This is a genomic window from Streptomyces sp. NPDC054847 (genome assembly GCF_053610925.1).
The window spans coordinates 1-18978 of record NZ_JBSGZJ010000095.1; the positions used below are offsets into that span (position 1 = coordinate 1).

General features: G+C 70.6%; 14 protein-coding genes. 5 read left to right on the forward strand and 9 right to left on the reverse strand.

The window, feature by feature from the left end; genetic code table 11:
* The coding region (locus tag ACWGH4_RS13135; protein WP_453459456.1) for a hypothetical protein at window positions 1-295 on the forward strand (295 nt) is incomplete at its 5' end.
* Window positions 296-424: 129 nt separating this feature from the next.
* Here the strand turns inward: ACWGH4_RS13135 and ACWGH4_RS13140 are convergent.
* Complete coding sequence (locus tag ACWGH4_RS13140) at window positions 425-1435, reverse strand: LacI family DNA-binding transcriptional regulator (protein ID WP_453459459.1); 1011 nt, start codon at window positions 1433-1435, stop codon at window positions 425-427.
* Window positions 1436-1623: 188 nt separating this feature from the next.
* Between ACWGH4_RS13140 and ACWGH4_RS13145 the strand changes: the two genes are divergently transcribed.
* A complete protein-coding gene (locus ACWGH4_RS13145) occupies window positions 1624-2679 on the forward strand; it encodes a zinc-binding dehydrogenase (protein ID WP_453459462.1) in 1056 nt (351 codons plus the stop codon).
* A gap of 83 nt (window positions 2680-2762) precedes the next feature.
* On the opposite strand, the gene ACWGH4_RS13150 is transcribed toward ACWGH4_RS13145, so the two are convergent.
* Both ACWGH4_RS13150 and ACWGH4_RS13155 read right to left on the reverse strand, forming a co-directional pair.
* Window positions 2763-3881: a hypothetical protein gene (locus ACWGH4_RS13150; protein ID WP_453459465.1), complete on the reverse strand. Its 1119-nt coding sequence runs from the start codon at window positions 3879-3881 to the stop codon at window positions 2763-2765.
* 112 nt (window positions 3882-3993) lie between these two features.
* On the reverse strand, window positions 3994-8283 hold the full coding sequence (locus ACWGH4_RS13155; RefSeq protein ID WP_453459467.1) for a discoidin domain-containing protein: 4290 nt from the start codon (window positions 8281-8283) through the stop codon (window positions 3994-3996).
* A gap of 321 nt (window positions 8284-8604) precedes the next feature.
* On the opposite strand from ACWGH4_RS13155, the gene ACWGH4_RS13160 reads away from it, so the two are divergent.
* Window positions 8605-10332 (forward strand): ATP-binding protein, encoded by a 1728-nt coding sequence (locus ACWGH4_RS13160; RefSeq protein ID WP_453459470.1) that lies wholly within the window; start codon window positions 8605-8607, stop codon window positions 10330-10332.
* Window positions 10329-11009 carry a DUF7342 family protein gene (locus ACWGH4_RS13165; protein ID WP_441266648.1) on the forward strand — a complete coding sequence of 227 codons (681 nt, stop codon included), beginning with the start codon at window positions 10329-10331 and terminating at the stop codon, window positions 11007-11009. The genes ACWGH4_RS13160 and ACWGH4_RS13165 overlap by 4 nt, the downstream gene beginning before the upstream one ends.
* Window positions 11010-11054: 45 nt before the next feature.
* On the opposite strand, the gene ACWGH4_RS13170 is transcribed toward ACWGH4_RS13165, so the two are convergent.
* The 5 genes from ACWGH4_RS13170 to ACWGH4_RS13190 all read right to left on the reverse strand — a co-directional run bounded on the left by ACWGH4_RS13170 (window position 11055) and on the right by ACWGH4_RS13190 (window position 17341).
* Window positions 11055-12677, reverse strand: coding sequence for a solute symporter family protein (locus ACWGH4_RS13170; RefSeq protein WP_453459473.1), 1623 nt, complete (start codon window positions 12675-12677; stop codon window positions 11055-11057).
* Window positions 12674-13150, reverse strand: a complete 477-nt coding sequence (locus tag ACWGH4_RS13175; protein WP_441266650.1) for a DUF485 domain-containing protein — start codon at window positions 13148-13150, stop codon at window positions 12674-12676. The genes ACWGH4_RS13170 and ACWGH4_RS13175 overlap by 4 nt, the downstream gene beginning before the upstream one ends.
* Before the next feature lie 96 nt (window positions 13151-13246).
* The gene (locus ACWGH4_RS13180; protein ID WP_441266651.1) at window positions 13247-13921 is read right to left on the reverse strand and encodes a response regulator; all 675 of its coding nucleotides are present in this window, start codon (window positions 13919-13921) and stop codon (window positions 13247-13249) included.
* Complete coding sequence (locus ACWGH4_RS13185) at window positions 13918-15096, reverse strand: sensor histidine kinase (RefSeq protein ID WP_453459482.1); 1179 nt, start codon at window positions 15094-15096, stop codon at window positions 13918-13920. Before ACWGH4_RS13185 ends, ACWGH4_RS13180 begins: the two co-directional genes overlap by 4 nt.
* Window positions 15097-15214: 118 nt before the next feature.
* Window positions 15215-17341, reverse strand: a complete 2127-nt coding sequence (locus tag ACWGH4_RS13190) for a DNA gyrase/topoisomerase IV subunit B (RefSeq protein ID WP_453459477.1) — start codon at window positions 17339-17341, stop codon at window positions 15215-15217.
* Window positions 17342-17774: 433 nt separating this feature from the next.
* Here ACWGH4_RS13190 and ACWGH4_RS13195 point away from each other — a divergent pair, with 433 nt between their 5' ends.
* Window positions 17775-18005 (forward strand): DUF7455 domain-containing protein, encoded by a 231-nt coding sequence (locus tag ACWGH4_RS13195; RefSeq protein WP_005311020.1) that lies wholly within the window; start codon window positions 17775-17777, stop codon window positions 18003-18005.
* A gap of 117 nt (window positions 18006-18122) precedes the next feature.
* On the opposite strand, the gene ACWGH4_RS13200 is transcribed toward ACWGH4_RS13195, so the two are convergent.
* Entirely contained in the window at window positions 18123-18953 is an 831-nt protein-coding gene (locus ACWGH4_RS13200) for a serine protease (protein ID WP_453459479.1), read from the reverse strand.
* Between the last annotated feature and the right edge of the window lie 25 nt (window positions 18954-18978).

Here is an 18978-nt window from a genome sequence, read left to right on the forward strand (position 1 = left end):
CCGGGCAGGCCCAGGACCCCGTACCGCCCTGCGGGCGGCGTACCGCGCTCCGCGCGGTGCCCTCAATCTCCCCTATGGCCTGGCGGCCGTGGGAGGTGCCCCCAGGCGGCTGGAAACGCCGCTGCGCGGCAGTCCGGCCCGCGCCCTGCCGACGGAGCTTTCGCTGCGCGCGATCAGCCTCGCGGGCGGCTCCGGCGTCACCGGGCAACTCAAGCCCCGCCTGCTGCCGCTCAGGGCTCCGCCGGGCGGAGGCGAACCCAGCCGCCTGGGGTACCCCACGGCCGCCAGGCCATAGGGGGAGATTGGGCGCGGGGGTCCGGGGGCAGAGCCCCCCGAAATCACCGCGCGAAACGCGGTGCGGGGTCCGGGGCTTGCCCCGGTTCGGAACGCCCGCCGCAGGCGCAACGGCCCCCCGCCCCCGCCGCTAGGGTCGCCGCACCTGCGCCGTCGATCCCCGTACCACCAGTTCCGGCTCGAACAGCAGCTCCCCCGGCGGTACCTCGCCCCCCTGGATCTGCGCGGTCAGCAGTTCGACCGCCGCGCGCCCCATCGCCTCGATCGGCTGTCGCACCGTCGTCAGCGGCGGCTCCGTGCAGTTCATGAACGCCGAGTCGTCGAAGCCGACGACCGACACGTCGCCGGGGACGGCGAGCCCACGCCGCCGGGCGGCGCGTACCGCGCCGAGTGCGAGCGGGTCACTCGCGCAGATGATCCCGGTGACGCCCCGCTCCAGGAGCCGGCCGGTCGCCGCCTGACCGCCCTCGAGGGAGAACATCGAGCGCTCGACGTACTCCTCGGGCAGCTCCGTCCCGGCCGCTTTCGCCACCGCCTGCGCGGCCGCCAGCTTGCGGCGGGAGGGCACATGGTCGCCGGGGCCGAGGACGAGGCCGATGTGTTCGTGGCCGAGCGATGCGAGGTGCCGCCACGCCTGCTCGACGGCGACGGCGTCGTCGCAGGAGATGCACGGGAAATCCAGGCCGTCGATGGAGGCGTTGACCAGCACTACAGGGATCCGTCGCTCGGCGAGCAGCCGGTAGTGGTCGTGCGGGGCGTCCGCCTGCGCGAACAGCCCCCCGGCGAACACGACGCCGGAGACCTGCTGCTGGAGCAGCAGTTCCACGTAGTCGGCTTCGGAGACGCCGCCCTTGGTCTGCGTGCAAAGAACAGGTGTGAGGCCCTGTTGGGCCAAGGCCCCGCCGATGACTTCGGCGAAGGCGGGGAAGATCGGGTTCTGCAGTTCGGGCAGCACCAGCCCGACCAGTCGCGCCCGCTCGCCCCGCAGCTGGGTGGGCCGCTCGTAGCCGAGGACGTCCAGCGCTGTCAGCACGGACTGGCGGGTGGCCTCGGAGACCCCTGGTTTGCCGTTGAGGACCCGGCTGACCGTGGCCTCGCTGACTCCCACCTTCTTCGCCACCTGAGCAAGTCGTCGCGTCATACGCGCAAGGCTAGCGCAAGCTGCGCAAGTGGCTTGCGCTGGTCCGATCGTCGAGCGGGCCTCGCCTCTCGTACCCGCCGCGGGCCGCCTCGGTCATGCGGGGCCGCGTCCCCCGGCCCGCACCGCACACCGGTCCGGACCGAACGCCTTGGAAGCCGTTTCCAACAGGCTGTGGCCAGAATGGGTGGATGTGCGAACGAATGACTGCCGCCGTTCTGTACCGGCATGGAGGTCCGGAGGCACTCGAGCTGAGGACGGACTGGCCGCTGCCGTCCGTGGGGCCCGGGCAGGTACTCGTGCGCGTAGGCGCGACGGCGGTGAACAACACTGACGTGTGGACCCGGGAAGGCGCGTACGGGCTGCACGGCCGCCCCGAGGCGAAGGCCGGATGGCGGGGAGGGGTGAACTTCCCCCGCATCCAGGGTGGTGACATCGCGGGGGTCATCACTGCCGCAGCGGCGGACGTGCCCGACTCCTGGGTGGGCCGCCGGGTTCTGGTCGATCCCGCCTTCTACGCGGATGCGCGCGAGGACGCTGTGCCCGTCGGGCTCCTGGGCAGCGAAGCGGACGGCGGCTTCGCCTCCTACGTCGCGGTCGACGCCGCCCGCGTCCACGACATGAGCGCCTCACCCCTCTCCGACCAGGAACTCGCTGCTCTGCCGGTGGCCTACGGCACGGCGATGGGCATGCTGGAACGCTCCCGCATCAGGAGCGGCGAGACGGTGCTGGTGACGGGCGCTTCCGGCGGCGTCGGACTCGCGCTCGTGCAGCTGGCCGCGGCGCGCGGCGCGCGGGTGGTGGCGCTCACCAGCCGATCCAAAGCGGCCGCGCTGCAAGAGGCGGGCGCTGAGGTGTGCGTCTTCCGGGAGACGGACCCGGTAGCGCTGCGGCGCCGATTGGAGGCGGTGGCTCCCGAGGGGCTCGACGCCGTCGCGGACGTGGCCGGCGGGCCGTGGCTCGAGCAGTTCTTGCCCTCGCTGCGCGACGGTGCTCGCTGGGTCATCGCCGGAGCCGTCGCCGGGCCCGTCGTCACCTTTGACCTACGTCGCCTGTACCTGCACAACCTCAGCCTCATCGGCTCCTCGATGCATACCCGCGCGCACTTCGCATCCTTGGCGGACCTGGCTCGCGCCGGCACCGTACGGCCGCGCATCGCCGGCAGCTACCGACTGACCGACATCCACGCCGCCCAGGACGAATTCCGGCGCGGCACGCACGTAGGAAAAATCATCATCGTCCCGTGAGGAACGTCCGGTCCGAGTTGGCCGGCCGGGCACGGTGGTGCCGCGCTCGCTGACGCAATCCGGAAGGTCAGCGGGTGGTGGCGCTACCGGCTGTCGCTCCCTTCCGCCTTCGGTGTGGCGGCTGTTGCCGGGAAGGTGCGGCGGACCTCGGTGAAGAGCTGGGGCCAGTCGGTGCCATGGGTGACCGCCGCGGCGAGGAGCGCGTCCAGCGCCGCCTTGAGGGGATCGGGCGCGGCAGCATCGAAGAGAGCGGCGAAGGCGGCGACCTGGGGCAAGCCAGGGGTTCCGTCGTGGGTACGTGGAATGCGGGGGTCGGAGAACGCGGCGTCACGCAGCCGTCGCGGGTCGTCCAGCGGCTGCGAGAAGGGCTCGCCACGGTCGAGCTCCGCCAGGCCTCGCGCTACCCAGTCGATTTCGCTCAGTCCCGCTGTCCCACAGGCGCGCTGCGCGGCCCAGTGGGCGAGCGCACGCTGCTCCTTGGGACCTGCGGCATCGATTGCGTGCACGAGTGCGGCATCAAGGTCCACGAGACGCGGACAGCCCTGGAACCTCCGGAGCGTGCCCTGAACCTCTCGCAGCCGGTCGCTGGGCAGGCGCCCGCCCCACTCGTCCCTCTCCTGTCGCAGCGCAGTGCGCTCCTCCTCCTCGCCGGCCAGGCGCTCGGCCTCGGCCTGCTCCTCGAGGGTCGGGCCCGGCGGCAGCTCGCGCGCGAACTCGTGCCAATAGGCGGCGGTTCGGCTGGTCTCCTTGACCACGCGGTCCGGCGCCGGTGGGCTCGGCCACAGACGCAGCAGATACTCATCCACCACGGGTTCGCCCGCATCGCGCGCGGCGCCCCCCGCCTCGTCCATGCCCCGGCAGTGGTACCGAACCCGGTACGAGGCCTCGGAGACGGGAAGCGCGTACCAGCCGCCGTCCCACTCCACGAGTCCGGTCATGTCCGACACGGGCCGGAACGACACCTCCACGACGTCCTCCCACACGTCGGCGTCCAGGGGTGGCTCCGTCCCGTGCAACTCGACGGTGATCGGGACGGAGCCGGTGTGCGTTCCGGTCAGCAGAAAGAGGTGGCCCCGCACCGCCCCGCCGCACAGCCCGGCCCGCTGCCCGGCGAAGGACGCTTCGAGGGAATGGACGTCGTCGCTGCAGACATAGAGCTGCCCGTAGGCCACGTTCACTTCGCCGCTGAAGAGTGTTCGCATGGTCCAAGCGTGGCGCGCGGGTCCGACAACGAGGTTCTCGACCACGGCCACACGTGCACTCCGCTCGCAGCCGGCTTCAGCGTCGGGACCACCGCCGTCCGCCCGGCCCTTCCTACGGATTGATGTTGATCTTGAAGGTGGAGGTGGTGTTCCTGATGTCCTGCGCGTTGCCGCTGAGCCTCAGGCCGTTGAAGGTGACCTCGCCGACCGCCGGGCCCTGTCCGTTCTCGGGCATCTCGTTCGCCCAGAGACCGAAGCCGGACTTGGCGTCGAAGGCGTCACCGCTCTTGCGGGCGCCGGATATCGAGATGTCGGTGAAGACGGTGTCCTTGATCGGGAACTCCGGTTGTCCTCCTTCGTACTTGGTCTGGAACATGATGCCGCTGTACGTCGGGTCGACGATGTCGACATTGCTCACCCGGATGCCCTGGAACACCTTGTCCGCGGAGAACAGCCAGATGCCGGGGAAGGTCTGCGCCCCCCAGAAGTGGCCGCCGGCCCGCACGACGGAGACGTTCTCGACCGTCGTCGGTCCGGTGCCGAAACCGTTCATCGGATAGCCGAAGTCCAGGGAACTGATGGTGATGCCGGAGTAGACCATGGTGTCGGCGATGTGGATGTTGCGGAAGGTGTTGTCGTAGCCGCCGTAGACGGCGATCCCCGCCGCGCGCCAGGTGAGGATCGAGGTCAGGTTCTCGTAGACGTTGTTCTTCATGTCCGCGCCGCCCGCGTCGATCGCCGAGAAGAGCGCGAAGCTGTCGTCGCCGGTCGCTCTGGCCTCGTTGTTCGACACCAGGTTGTCGGTGGAACCGTTGGTCATGTTGATGCCGTCGGCGAACATGTTCCGGATCCGGGAGTTCTTGACGGTGATCCGGTCGGTGTTGGCCCCCCAGTAGAGGCACACCATGTGCTCGTTCCAGATGTTGTCGATGACGATGTCCGACACGTTGGAGAAGTCGAACACCTTGCCCGGACCGTCGATGCGGGACGTGTAGTTGCCGAAGTAGGCGAAGTTCCTGAACGACGACCCCTTCGCCGACGCCTCGGCCCGGAACCCGATGTCGGTGTTGTCCTGCGTGGAGGGAGCGCGGAACCTCGTGAACCAGGGGCCCGCCCCGGTCACGTGCACAGCCTTGCCGTACACCTGGAACTTGCTCGACGTCTGGTAGTCGCCCGCCGGCAGGTACACACCGACGAGCTTGCCGGTCGTGTCCATCCGCACCCTGTCCAGGGCGTTCTGCACGTCCTGGTGGGTGAATCCGGCGGGCACGGCGTACGACGCCGGGTCGGGGTTCGCGACCGGGGCGACCTGTTCCAGGTTGATGAAGTCGATCGCGTACGACGATGTGTTGGCCACGTCCTTCTGCAGCCTGATCGTGCTGCCCGCGGGGACCGTCCCGCCCAGCATGATGTGCGCCTCGTCGTAGATGTGGCGTGGAGCCCCCGCGCCGGGCGAGTTGCCCGGCGAGGCCTCGGCCCCGTACAGCCAGGCATATTTGGACGTCAGGTCGACCGCCTTGCGGAAGACGCCGTCGACGTAGACGTTCAGCGTGGCGTCGATGCCGCCGCCCCCTGGCGCGTCCGGTATGGAGAAGCGGGTGACGAGGGTGTTGGTGCTCGCCCGGCTCGTGAATTCGACGTACTCGCCGGTGCTGTCGAGGGTGACCGCCTTGCGGCCCGACGCCTCACCCGCGATGTCGCCGACCGTCCGGTTCGGGCCGACGACCTGCGCGCCGCCGCCGGCCGTGCCGTCCTCGGCCTCGTACATGTCGAACGGCATGTCGGCGCCACGGCCGACGAAGAGCGCCTGAGTGCTGGTGTTGTTCTCGCGCTTGACCGGCAGTTCGTTGGCGTCGTCGGCGACGGTCACCCTGAGCGTGTACGAGCCGTCGGCGGCCGTCCAGGTCCCCAGGTTCACCGGCGCGGTCGTCGCGCCGGGGGCGACGGTGCCGCTGTAGGCGCCCGAGAAGGTCCGGACCGTCGCGCCCCGGGAGTCGAGCAGGGCGAGGGTGAGACCGTGACTGCCGCCCGCGGACGCGGTGGTTCCCTGGTTCCTGACGGCGACCGAGAAGGTGACGCTGTCACCGGCAGCCGGCGCGGACGGCGAGGTGGTGACGGATGCCGCCACCAGGTCCGAGCTCGCGACCGGCTTCACCACCAGAGCGCCGGGGCCGGTCCAGGTGTTGTCGGTCTCGTTCTGCTCGATGACCGCGTTCGCCTCGTCCGCGACGGCACTGAGCTGGTACGTACCGGCGTCGCGCGTCCCGATGGAGGCGCTGACCGTCGTCTGCGCCCCGGCCGCCAGGGGACCGGCCTGGGCGGTGGCCACCTTGGTGCCGCCGAGCCGCAGCGCGACGGCGCTCGCCGGAGCGGCGGCCGGGCCGCTGTTGCGTACGGTGGCCGACAAGGTGATCTCGTCCGACTCGACGGGCGAGGCAGGCGACGCGATCACCGAGGTGATCGACAGGTCCGGGTTGGGAGCGGGTACACCGAGCACCTGGAACTCGGCGATCTGCCCGGCCGTGGCACCGGTGTTGGAGGTGAACCGGAGCTGGACGTCGGCGAGACGGGCGTCGAGCGGGACGGTGACCGTGTTGCCGCGCGCCGGGTCGAAGGCGTAGTCCTTCGCCGCCACCACGCCGGTGAACCCTGAGGCGTTCTGTCCGCGCCCGAGCACCTCGATGTTCTGGGTGCGGGCGCCCCAGGCGCTGTCCGGATTCAGCTTGAGCACGACGGCGCTGATGTCCGCGTCGGCGCCCAGCTTCACAGTGAGCGTGTTCGGGTAACTGCCTGCCGCGCCCTCCCAGTAGGTGGTCACGTCGTTGTCGTTGGCGTTCTGGGCGACATAGGTGTGGATCACCGAGGAGGCGGTGATCGGCTTGGAGACGGCGAGATTGGAGGCTGATCCCGTGGAACCGTTGCGGGTGACGCTGTTGCTGTCGCCCGACTCGTTCCCGGCCGCGTCCTTCGCGCGCACCCGGTAGGTCACCGTGTCCGAGACGGGCCGGGTGTCCGTGTAGGTGGTCACGTCGCCGGCGACGCTCCCGCGCAGGACGTTGCCGGCGTAGATGTCGTATCCGGCCACGCCGGTGTTGTCGACGGAGGCGCCCCAGGTGAGGACGATCCGCCCGGGGACCGGCTCGGTGAAGGACAGGTTCGACGGCGCGGTCGGGGCCTGCGTGTCGCCGGAGTCGGACCTGCGGGTCACGGTGTTGCTGTTCGCGGACTGGTTCCCGGCCGCGTCCCGGGCCCGTACGTAGTACGAGACGGTGACGTTCGAGGGCCGGATGTCCGTGTACGTGGTCACGTCCCCCGCCACGGCGGCGAGCAGCTGGTTGTCGGCGTAGACGTCATAGCCGGTGACCGCCGTGTCGTCGGTCGCCGCCTTCCAGGTCAGCTGGATCCGGCCGGTCGCCGGCTCGGTGAGGGCTAGGTCCGCCGGGGCGCTGGGAGCCTTGGTGTCGCCGGTCGCCGGTCCGTAGATCTCGAGCTCGGACAGTTGGGCGGCCGGCTGCCCGGTGTTGGCGCTGACGAGGACGCGTACGTACCGGGTCGTGGCGGCGTCGAAGGTGATCGTCGCCGCGTGGCCGCCGGCCGCGTCGAACACGTAGCCCCTGGAAGCGGTCAGATCGGAGAAGTCGGAGCCGTTGGCGCTGCCCTGGATCTTCAGTGTCTGCGTGCGAGCGCCCCAGGTGTCCGGCAGTCGCAGCACCACGCGGTCGACGCGCACGGACGAGCCGAGGTCGGCCTGGATCCACTGCGGGAGTTCGTGGTTGCGGCTCTCCCAGTAGCTGGCGCGGTTCCCGTCGCCCGCGTTCGCTGCCTGGTAGACCTCGGTGTGGCTGCTCGCGGTGAGCGTGCGGCCACGGGCGAGGTTCTCCGAGGACCCGCCGGCGGCATGGACCTCCAGCGCGGACAGCTGGGCCGCCTGCCGGCCGGTGTTGGCGGTGATGTGCACTCGCACGTAGCGGGCCCGGGCGGAGGGGAAGGAGATGGACACCGTGTTGGCCGAGCCCGGCGCGAAGGTGTAGGCGGACGAACTCTTCAGGGTGCTGAAGCCGGTGCCGTCGGCGCTGCCCTGGACGGACAGGGTCTGCGTCCGGCTCTCCCAGCCGGCCGGGAGCTTGAGTACGACCTCGTCGACGCCGGTGGCGCTGCCGAGGTCGGCCTGCACCCATTGCGGCAGGTTGGTCCCGGCGCTCTGCCAGTACGACGACTGGTCGCCGTCCGTGAGGTTGGCGGCGGCGTATTCACTGTGCGAACTGCTCGCGGCCGCCGGGCGGCCCGCGGCGATGTCCGGTCCGTCGGCCGCCGAGGCGGTCCACGAGGGCCGGCCGAGCATCAAAAGGCTTGTGGTGATCACGGCGGAGAGCACCCGCCATCTCCAGCGTTGCGGTCTCATCTGTCCCCGATCTTCGGCCCCGTGCTCTGGTGCGACGAGGGCGCGGCTCTGACGACTCATCGGTGCGGCAGCATTTGTGCAGCGGAGTGCTACGTCTTTTGCGTTTGGCGGTCAGAGAGTTGCAGAGATATGCCTGGGCGTCCACCGTCCCGGCAAGCACCCCCTGCTCGCACCGAACCCCCGATCCGCCCCGCATCTGCGGACACCAGGGGCTTTCATTCGCCCTGTCAGGAAAATGAAAAATGGCCGCAAGGAGCGCAAGCGTTTTGCGTGCAAACCGCAATTTCGGAAAGCGGGCAGCTGCGCTTACCGTTCCTAGGCATGAGTCCCGTTCCGACCACCCCCGCCCGGCGACGGCGGTTCGGCTGGCCGCAGCGGGTTTTCTCACAGGTCCTGCTGATGCAGCTGACGATCGTCACCGGGGTCATCGCGCTGGCCACCGGCCTTTTCCTCGCCCCGCTCAGCGCCCAGCTCGACGACCAGGCGATGCGCCGCGCGCTCGCCATCGCGGAGACCACCGCGTCACCCGAGCTCGCCGAGGACGTGACCGACTCCCGGCCGACCGCCGACGGCCCGGTCCAGGCTGAGGCCGAACGGATCAGGCAGGCCACCGGCGCCGAGTACATCGTGGTCATGGACCGGCGCGGCGTGCGCTGGTCCCACACCTCCCCCGCCCAGATCGGCCGGATCGTCTCCACCGACCCGAGCGAGGCGCTGGCCGGGCGGGACGTGATGGAGATCGACAGCGGCACTCTCGGGCGGTCCGCCCGCGGCAAGGTGCCGCTCCGCGACGAGGACGGCCGGATCGTCGGCGCGGTGTCCGTCGGCATCGAGTACGACAGCGTGCGGGCCCGGCTGGTGGCGGCGATCCCGGGTCTGCTCGCCTATGCCGGCGGCGCACTGGCCGTGGGGGCGCTCGCCGCGTACCTGATCTCCCGCAGACTCCAGCGGCAGACCCATGACCTCGCCTTCTCCGACATCTCCGCCCTGCTCGCAGAGCGCGAGGCGATGCTGCACAGCATCAGGGAAGGCGTCGTCGCCCTGGACGCGGCCGAGCGTGTGCGGCTGCTGAACGACGAGGCACAGCGGCTGCTCGGAGTGGGGCCGGAGGCCACGGGACGGCCGCTGGACGAGGTGCTGGGCGAGGGACGCACCAGTGACGTCCTGGCGGGCCGGGTGAGCGGTGACGACCTGCTGACGGTACGCGGCAGCAGGGTCCTCGTCGCCAACCGGATGCCTACCGACGACGGCGGCGCCGTCGTCACCCTCCGCGACCGCACGGAACTCGAGCAGCTGGGCCGTGAGCTCGACTCCACCCGCGGGCTGATCGACGCGCTGCGCGCGCAGGACCACGAGCACGCCAACCGCCTGCACACCCTGCTCGGCCTGCTGGAGCTGGAGATGCACGAGGAGGCGGTGGAGTTCGTCACCGAAGTGGTCGGGGTGCACCGGGCCACCGCGGAGCAGGTCACGGAGAAGATCCACGATCCGCTGCTCGCCGCGCTGCTCGTCGGCAAGGCGACGGTCGCGGCGGAGCGCGGGGTGTCGCTGCGGATCGCCCCCGCCACCCTGCTGCCCGACCGGCTGGTGGACCCGCGCGGACTGGTCACGATGGTGGGCAACCTGGTCGACAACGCGCTGGACGCGGCAGCGGGCACACCGGACCCGCGGATCGAGGTCGAGCTGCACACCGTCGGCAGCACGGTGATCCTCCGGGTCGCCGACAGCGGTCCCGGTGTCCCGGCCGAACACCGCGAGCTGATCTTCACCGAGGGATGGACCACCAAGGAACTGCCGGCCCACGGCAAGCGCGGCCTGGGGCTGCCGCTGGTCCGCAGGTTCGCCGAGCGGCAGGGCGGTAGCGCCACGGTCCGCGAGTCGGCCGCCAAGGGCGCCGAATTCGTCGTCGTACTGCCCGACGCGCTGGCCGAGACCGGTCCGGACGAGGACCTCCCACCCATTTCCCGGCCGCTCGACGCACCGAATCCCGGCGGGACCGGCGCACCGGGTGGGGCGGGCGGCGCACGAGAGGTCCGGCAGGCGCGATGATCGACGTACTGGTCGTGGACGACGACGTCCGGGTCGCCCGCATCAACGCGGCCTATGTCGCCAAGGTGCCCGGCTTCCGGGTCGTCGCGGAGGCCCATTCGGCCGCGGAGGCGCTCGCGAGGATCGCCGAGGCGCCCGTCGATCTGATCCTGCTCGATCACTATCTGCCCGACGAGAACGGTCTGTCGGTCGTCCGGGAGCTCCGCGCGCTCGGCCACCAGACGGACGTGATCATGGTGACGGCCGCCCGGGACGTAGCGACCGTCCAGGCGGCGATGCGCCACGGCGCCCTCCAGTACCTGGTCAAGCCCTTCAACTTCGCCGGGCTGCGCGCCAAGCTCGAGGCGTACGCGACACTGCGGCGTGCCCTGGACGGCGGTGGGGAGGCCGAACAGGCCGAGGTCGACCGGATCTTCGGCACGCTGTCGGCCGGGGCGATCGCGCCGGAACTTCCGAAGGGCCACTCCCCCACCACGGCCGAGCTGGTCCGCCAGGTGCTGCTGGCCGCCGACGGCCCTTTGTCGGCCCAGGAGATCGCGGAACGCGCGGGCGTGAGCCGGCAGACCGCCCAGCGCTATCTGAAGCTCCTGGAGCGGGCGGGCAGGGTGCGGCTCACTCTCAGGTACGGCGAAACCGGCCGCCCGGAGCACCGTTACGTGTGGGTGGCGAGCACCTGACGCCGCCCGGAGGCCGTTTCGGACGCCACGGCCCGCGCCGCGGCGTCAGACGGCGCCCGCTCCCGTCAGCGCCCGTACCTCGGTCTCGGCGTGCTTCGCCGCGTCCGGCGGCTCGGAGGAGACGACCGTGCCGATCCAGCCGGCCAGGAAGCCCAGCGGGATGGAGACGAGCCCCGGGTTCTCCAGTGGGAAGACGTGGAAGTCCACACCCGGGAAGAGGGACCGCTCACTGCCGGAGACGACCGGCGACACCAGCACGAGCAGCACCGCGGGCACCAGCCCGCCGTAGACGGACCAGACGGCACCGCGCGTGGTGAAGTTCCGCCAGAACAGCGAGTAGAGCAGGACGGGCAGGTTGGCGGAGGCGGCCACGGCGAAGGCCAGGCCGACGAGGAACGCGACGTTCAGGTCGCGGGCCAGCAGACCGAGCGCGATCGCGACGGCGCCGATGCAGACGGCGGCGATCCGGGCGACGGCGACCTCGCCGTACCGGCCGTCGCCCTCCTGCGCGCCCGCCGGCCCGATCGCGCGCCGACGCCGCAGCGTCGCGTACAGGTCGTGCGCGACGGAGGCCGAGGAGGCCAGCGTGATCCCCGCGACGACGGCCAGGATGGTCGCGAAGGCCACGGCGGCCACGACCGCGAACAGGACGGCACCCCCGGTGGACCCTGCCCCGCCGCCCAGGTCGAGGGCGAGCAGCGGCACGGCCGTGTTGCCCGCGGCGTTGGACGCCCGGACCTCGTCGGTGCCGACCACGGCGGCCGCTCCGAAACCGAGCACGATCGTCATCAGGTAGAAGCTGCCGATGAGACCGATGGACCAGACGACCGAGCGGCGGGCGGCCCGCGCGGTCGGCACGGTGTAGAAGCGGGACAGGATGTGCGGCAGCCCCGCCGTGCCCAGCACGAGCGCCAGGCCGAGGCTGATGAAGTCCAGGCGCGCGGTCCAGTCCCCGCCGTACCGGAGGCCCGGCGCGAGGAAGTCCTTGCCGTGGCCGCTGCGTGCGGCGGCGGAGTCGAGCAGCTGATTGAAGTCGCCGTGGAATCGCATCAGCACCAGCACGGTCATCGCGATCGCGCCCGCCATGAGCAGTACGGCCTTCACGATCTGGATCCAGGTGGTGGCCCGCATCCCTCCCATGGACACGTAGATCACCATCAGCGCTCCCACGCCGATGACGGTCCACGACCGGGCGGCCTCGCTCGTGCCGCCCAGCAGCAGCGCGACCAGGCTCCCGGCTCCCACCATCTGCGCCACCAGGTACAGGACGGAGACGGTGACCGAGGAAGTGCCGGCCGCGATGCGCACCGGCCGTTCCTTCATCCTGGCGGCCACGACGTCGGCGAGGGTGAACCGGCCGCAGTTGCGGACCAGTTCGGCGACGAGCAGGAGCACGACGAGCCAGGCGACCAGGAAGCCCACGGAGTAGAGCATCCCGTCGTAGCCGTAGAGCGCGATGAGCCCTGAGATGCCGAGGAAGGAGGCGGCCGACATGTAGTCACCGGCGATGGCGAAGCCGTTCTCCATCGGGGAGAACAGCCGTCCGCCCGCGTAGAACTCCTCCGCGGAACCGTGCCTGTTGCGGCTCACCCAGGTGGTGATGCCGAGGGTGACCGCGATGAACGCGCTGAACAGCAGCAGGGCGAGCGCTTGGTGGTCCCCGTTCATCGTCCGGCCCCTCTCGTCATCTCCTGCGTGTCCCACCGCAGATCGAGCGCGGCCCGGTCCCTCCGCAGTCGGGCGTGGCGGGTGTACGCCCAGGTCAGCAGGAAGGTGGTCAGGAACTGCGCGAGTCCGGCGACCATCGCCACATTGACCGCCCCGGCCACCGGCCTCGCCATCAGCCCCGGCGCGGTCGTGGCCGCGACGACGTACGCCAGGTACCACAGGAGGAAGGCGGCGGACGCGGGCACGACGAACCGCCGGTAGCGGGCGCGCACTTCCTGGAAGGCCTCGCTGCGCTGCACTTCCAGATAGATGTCGGCGGCGCTGCGTCCGGCCGTCGGGTCCGCCCCGGTGAGCGGCGCGCCGGGGGCAGGGGCTCCGGTGCTGTCCCGGTCGCTCCAGCCCGAGGCCAGCGCGTCGTACCACGGGTCCTCGAGCCGCACTTGGGCGGCGTCCGGGCCTTCCTGCTTCTCCACGCTCACCTCTCCTTGCCGACGAACCGTTTCGGCCGCCTGCCCAAGGATGGACAGAGTGGGAAGATCCCGGACTCTTCTCCGGGGGTCTTCACCCCATCAGGTGACGTTTGTCCCCGGAGGCTTCGCGAGACCTTCCCGATAGGCGTACCGGACCGCCTGCGCCCGGTCGTGCAGGCCGGCCTTCGCGAACAGGTTGTTGATGTGGGTCTTGACGGTGGCGGTGGAGATGCCCAGCCTCGCGGCGATGTCCGCGTTCCCCAGGCCCTCCGCGATCAGGGCCAGCACCTCGCCCTCGCGGGCTGTCAGCCCGTCGGGCAGCCGGGGACCGGTGGGCGGCGGCTCCGCCGTGACCTGCTCGAGCAGACGCCGCTGGACCACCGGGGACAGCCCGGCCCGGCCGGCGACGACGTCCTGGATCGCCCGCACGATCTCGTCCCCGTCGGCGTCCTTGGTGAGGTATCCCCGTGCGCCGGCCCGCAGAGCGGGGAAGAGCGAGTCGTCGTCCGCGTAGGTGGTCAGCACGACGACCTGGGTGGCGGGGTACTCGCCGCGGATGCGGCGGGTGGCCTCCACACCGTCGACCCGTGGCATCCTCAGGTCCATCAGGACGACGTCGGGCGACAGTCGGGCGACGAGCGCGAGCGCCTCCTCCCCGTCCCTGGCCGAACCGACGACCTCGATACCGGGCAGCAGTCCCAGCAGCATCACGATGCCCTCGCGCACCACGGCCTGGTCGTCGGCGACCACGACCCGCGCGATCTCCCCGGTCATGCCGGCACCCGAAGTCGCACCACGAACCCCTCCCCCTCCGGACCCGCCTCGAGCGTGCCGCCGAGCAACTCCGCGCGCTCGCGCATACCGAGCAGACCGTACCCGGCGCCGGATCCTCCGAGCTCGCCGGACACCCGCGGCCCGTCAGGCGTCGCCGGCCTCCCCGAGTCCCTCACTTCCAGGACCACTTCGGCGTCCAGGTAGGCGAGCAGGATCCTGACCACCGCTCCCGGCGCGTGCTTGCGGACATTGGTCATCGCCTCCTGCGCCACCCTGCGCACCGCCTGCGAGGCGTCCGCGGACAACTGCCGCCGCCCTCCGGTGACTTCTGTGGACACCGGACCGCCTGCAGCCAGCTCCCGCAGGTACTCCTCCACGGGAGCCATCTCACCACGCAGTGCCGACAGCGCCTGCCGGGTCTCCGCCAGTCCCTCGCGGGCCATGCCGCGCGCGGCGACGACCCGCTCCAGGACCTGGTCACGGAAGGGCCCTTCCGGGCCCCGCTCGATCTGCAGCCGGGCCGCTTCGAGATGCACCAGCTGCGCCGACAGGCTGTGCGCCAGCACATCGTGGATCTCACGGGCGATCCTGGCCCGCTCGGCGAGAGCGGCGGAGACGGCCTCGGCCTCACGGGCCGCCCGCTCCTGCGCGAGCAGCCGGAATCCCGCACCACGGGCCTGGGCGTCGAGACGCAGGGCGCACCCGCCGAGCACGACGGCGGCGGTGGTGAGCAGTGCTCCCAGAGTGCTCTCCGCGGTCAGCAGGAATCCGGCCACCGGAAGCGTGACGATCGCGACGACGGGGGCCACCGGCAGCCGCTCGATCGCCATGAGGGCGACCGAGACCCACAGCACCATGGCCGGGACGTCCGCCCCGGCGGCGTGCGCACCGAGGCCGGTGACCGCGATGATGCCGAGCAGCCCCAGCGAGGCGGGCAGCCGGTTCTCGAGAGTGGTGCGGTGGTAGCGCGCGGCGGACGCCGCACAGCCCAGGAGACCCAGCGGCGGAAGCACCGCCCCCCAGCCGTGGAAGACCTCGGACGTGTACGCGCTGGACACCGCCCACGACGACAGGGCGGCGAGCAGCGCGATGTCCAGCACGTGCCGGGCCCGCGGGACACCGATGCCGGACAGGGCCTCGCGGGTGGGCCACTCGGTCCATTTGCTCCTGGGCACGCCGGGCACGTGTGTCCTCCTCCGTCGCACCCGATGCTAGGGAGCGGGGAGCACGGCCGGATCGGACCAGGGGTGGAGTCCTCGGCTCCACCCCTGGGTGCACGACCGGTCGTACCGGTCAGGCGTCGATGCGCGAGCGGTCCAGCGTGGCCGCCGAGCTGGTGATGAACTCCTTACGGGGAGCGACCTCGTTGCCCATGAGCAGGTCGAAGATCTGCTCAGAGGACTCCAGGTCCCCGATGTTGATGCGGCGCAGGGTCCGGTGGCGGGGATCCATGGTCGTCTCGGCCAGCTGGTCGGCGTCCATCTCACCGAGGCCCTTGTAGCGCTGGATGGAGTCCTTGAAGCGGACCCCCTTGCGCTGGAACTCCAGCAGCGTCTGCCGCAGCTCGTTGTCGGAGTACGTGTAGACGTACTTGTCCTGGCCCTTCTTGGGCTGGATCAGCTCGATCCGGTGCAGCGGCGGCACGGCGGCGAACACCCGGCCGGCCTCCACCATGGGCCGCATGTAGCGCTGGAAGAGCGTCAGCAGCAGACAGCGGATGTGCGCGCCGTCGACGTCGGCGTCGACCAGCAGGACGATCTTGCCGTAGCGGGCGGCGTCGATGTCGAACGTCCTGCCCGAGCCGGCCCCTATGACCTGGATGATCGCCCCGCACTCGGCGTTCTTCAGCATGTCGGAGACCGACGACTTCTGGACGTTGAGGATCTTGCCGCGGATCGGCAGGAGCGCCTGGAACTCGCTATTGCGCGCCAGCTTGGCGGTGCCGAGCGCGGAGTCGCCCTCGACGATGAAGAGCTCGCTGCGCTCCACGTCGTCACTGCGGCAGTCGGCGAGCTTGGCGGGCAGGGACGAGGACTCCAGGGCGGTCTTCCTGCGCTGCGCCTCCTTGTGCTGGCGGGCCGCGATACGTGTACGGGCGGCCGCCACGGCCTTCTCCAGCACCGCGCGGGCCTGCGCCTTGGCGTCCCGCTTGGTGGACGTCAGGAACGCCTTGAGCTCCTTGGCCACCACGTTGGCGACGATCCTGTTGGCCGCCGAGGTGCCGAGGACCTCCTTGGTCTGGCCCTCGAACTGCGGCTCCGCGAGGCGGACGGTGACGACGGCGGTGAGCCCCTCCAACGCGTCGTCCTTCACGATGTCGTCCTCGGCGACGCGCAGCATCTTGGCGGAGCGCAGCACCTCGTTCATCGTCTTGGTCACGGAGCGTTCGAAGCCTGTCACATGGGTGCCGCCCTTGGGGGTGGCGATGATGTTGACGAAGGACTTGAGCGTGGTGTCGTACCCGGTGCCCCAGCGCAGGGCGATGTCCACGCCGAGCTCGCGGGTGACCTCCGTCGGGGTCATGTGACCGCGCTCGTCGAGCACCGGGACGGTCTCCTTGAACGTGCCCTGGCCGGTGAGCCTCAGCACGTCGCAGACCGGCTTGTCCTGGGCCAGGTACTCGCAGAACTCGCTGATCCCCCCGTCGAAACGGAAGGTCTCCACGCTCTTGCCCTCGCCGCCGGCCTCGCTCAGGCCGCGCTCGTCGTGGACGACGATGGTCAGGCCGGGCACGAGGAAGGCGGTCTGACGGGCGCGCTGGTGGAGCGTCTCCAGGGAGAGCTTGGCGTCCTTGAGGAAGATCTGGCGGTCCGCCCAGTAACGGACGCGGGTGCCGGTCCTGGCCTTTGGGACGCGCTTGCCCTTGCGCAGCCCGTTCGCCGGGTCGAACGGGGCGTCGGGGCCGGACTCGGTGAAGATGCCGGGCACGCCGCGCCGGAAGCTGATCATGTGGGTCGCGCCACCGCGGTCGACCTCGACGTCGAGGCGGGCGGAGAGGGCGTTCACCACCGAGGCGCCGACACCGTGGAGACCGCCGGAGGCCGCGTAGGAGCCACCGCCGAACTTGCCGCCGGCGTGCAGCTTGGTCATCACGACCTCGACCCCGGAGAGCCCGGTCTTGGGCTCCACGTCCACGGGGATGCCGCGGCCGTTGTCCCGGACCTCGACGGAGCCGTCCTCGTGGAGGATCACCTCGATGTGGTCGCAGTGGCCGCCGAGGGCCTCGTCGACGGAGTTGTCGATGATCTCCCAGAGGCAGTGCAGGAGGCCGCGGCTGTCGGTCGAGCCGATGTACATGCCAGGTCGTTTGCGAACCGCCTCGAGCCCCTCCAGGACGAGCAGGTGCCGCGCGGTGTAGTTGGACCCGTCACGGTCTGCTGTCAGCAGTGCTGTGGACGGCACGGACGATTCGGCGGTCACGCGGTTCGCTCCTCGCTGAATTTCAAATGTGGCCAAGGGGGGTACGGGCCCGGCGTCGGTCGCCGGTGAGAGCGTACCGAGGCCTGGTAGAGCCGATGTAACGCCACCCACCTGATTTCTCATGCTAGTGCAGCTTCGCATGAGTGTTCGATCCCTCGATGGAGTGACGTGCACATCACGTTCCCAACGGGGCATGAACCATTTAGGCTCCGGGCACGTCCTCATCAACAACCGGCAACCCGGCCGGGAGGGCCAAACGAGACAAGCAACGCGAAATCCGTAGAGCGAAGCAATACGGCTCATTCGCCGCCAACCGGCAGCAGACAGCCACCTCGGGAAAAAGTTTCGAGGAAAAGCCACGAGCGGGAACGTTTTCGGCCTGGTTGGATGTTGACCCTGGTACGACAGCTCGTCGAGCTAGAGAAGAGGCGACGTGACTACTGTTCTGACCCCCGCGAGCCCGCTGACGGCCGCTGACCGCTGCGACCGCTGCGGCGCCCAGGCTTATCTGCGCGTCGTACTGATCAGCGGTGGTGAACTGCTCTTCTGCGCCCACCACGGGCGCAAGTTCGAGCCGGAACTCAAGAAGATCGCCGCGGAAATACAGGATGAGACGGACCGCCTGACGGCCGTGCCGGCAGACACCGGCGAAGAGGATCACTGACACCTCACATCCCGACGAGCCAAGGGCCGGTCCAGGACCGGCCGATGGGCGGCTCCCCCGGCCACCGGGGGAAGCCGCCCGCTCTCGTTCCGTGACTGTTTTCCGGGTGCCGGCCGGTCAGTCGGCGCCGACCGTCCGCGGCACCACCGCGGAGACCCGCGTATAGACGCCCGGACCATCAGGGCGCCCGCAGCCGCTGCCCCAGGAGACCAGGCCGATGAGCCTGCCCCCGGCGATCAGCGGCCCTCCGCTGTCCCCCTGGCAGGCGTCGTGCCCGCCCTTCGGGTCCCCCGCGCACAGCATCGTGGAGGGTGCGTACCTGCTGCCCTGCCCGCCGGGGTAGGCCTTCGCGCACGTCTCGTCCGGCAGGACGGACACCCGTGCCGCCCGCAGCGACGACGCGTAACTGCCGTTGCCCTGTGTGTCACCCCAGCCGTACACGGTCGCGACCGTGCCCACCCGGTACGCCGGGTCCCCCGCCGCCGCCACCGGCAGCACATGACTCTCGGGCAGGGCCTCCGAGAGGGTCAGCAGCGCCATGTCGGCACTGGTCGTCACCGGGTCGTACGCGGGCGTGACCCACGTTCCCCGTACGGGCACCTCCCGGCCGCCCTCGCCGGCCAGCTCCGAGCGTCCCGCGATCACCCGTAGATCGCGCACGGACGCGGCCTCCTTTCCGAGGACGGCGTTGCTCAGGCAGTGAGCTGCTGTCATCACCTTGGTGGGCGCCACGACCACACCTCCGCAGAACTGTCCGCTCCGCGCTGGGCCGAACCGGTCGCGGCTGGCCAGCGCGACCACCCATGGACTCTCGTCGGCACGAACCTCGTACCCGCCGACGACGACGCTGTCGGCGGCGGCGGGGAAGGACATCGCCGGTGTTGTCACGACCGCTGCTGCGATCAGAGCCGGCACCCCGGCGAGGCTTCGGGCAGTGGGGCGACGCATACGGTCTCCTGACTCTGCGTGAATC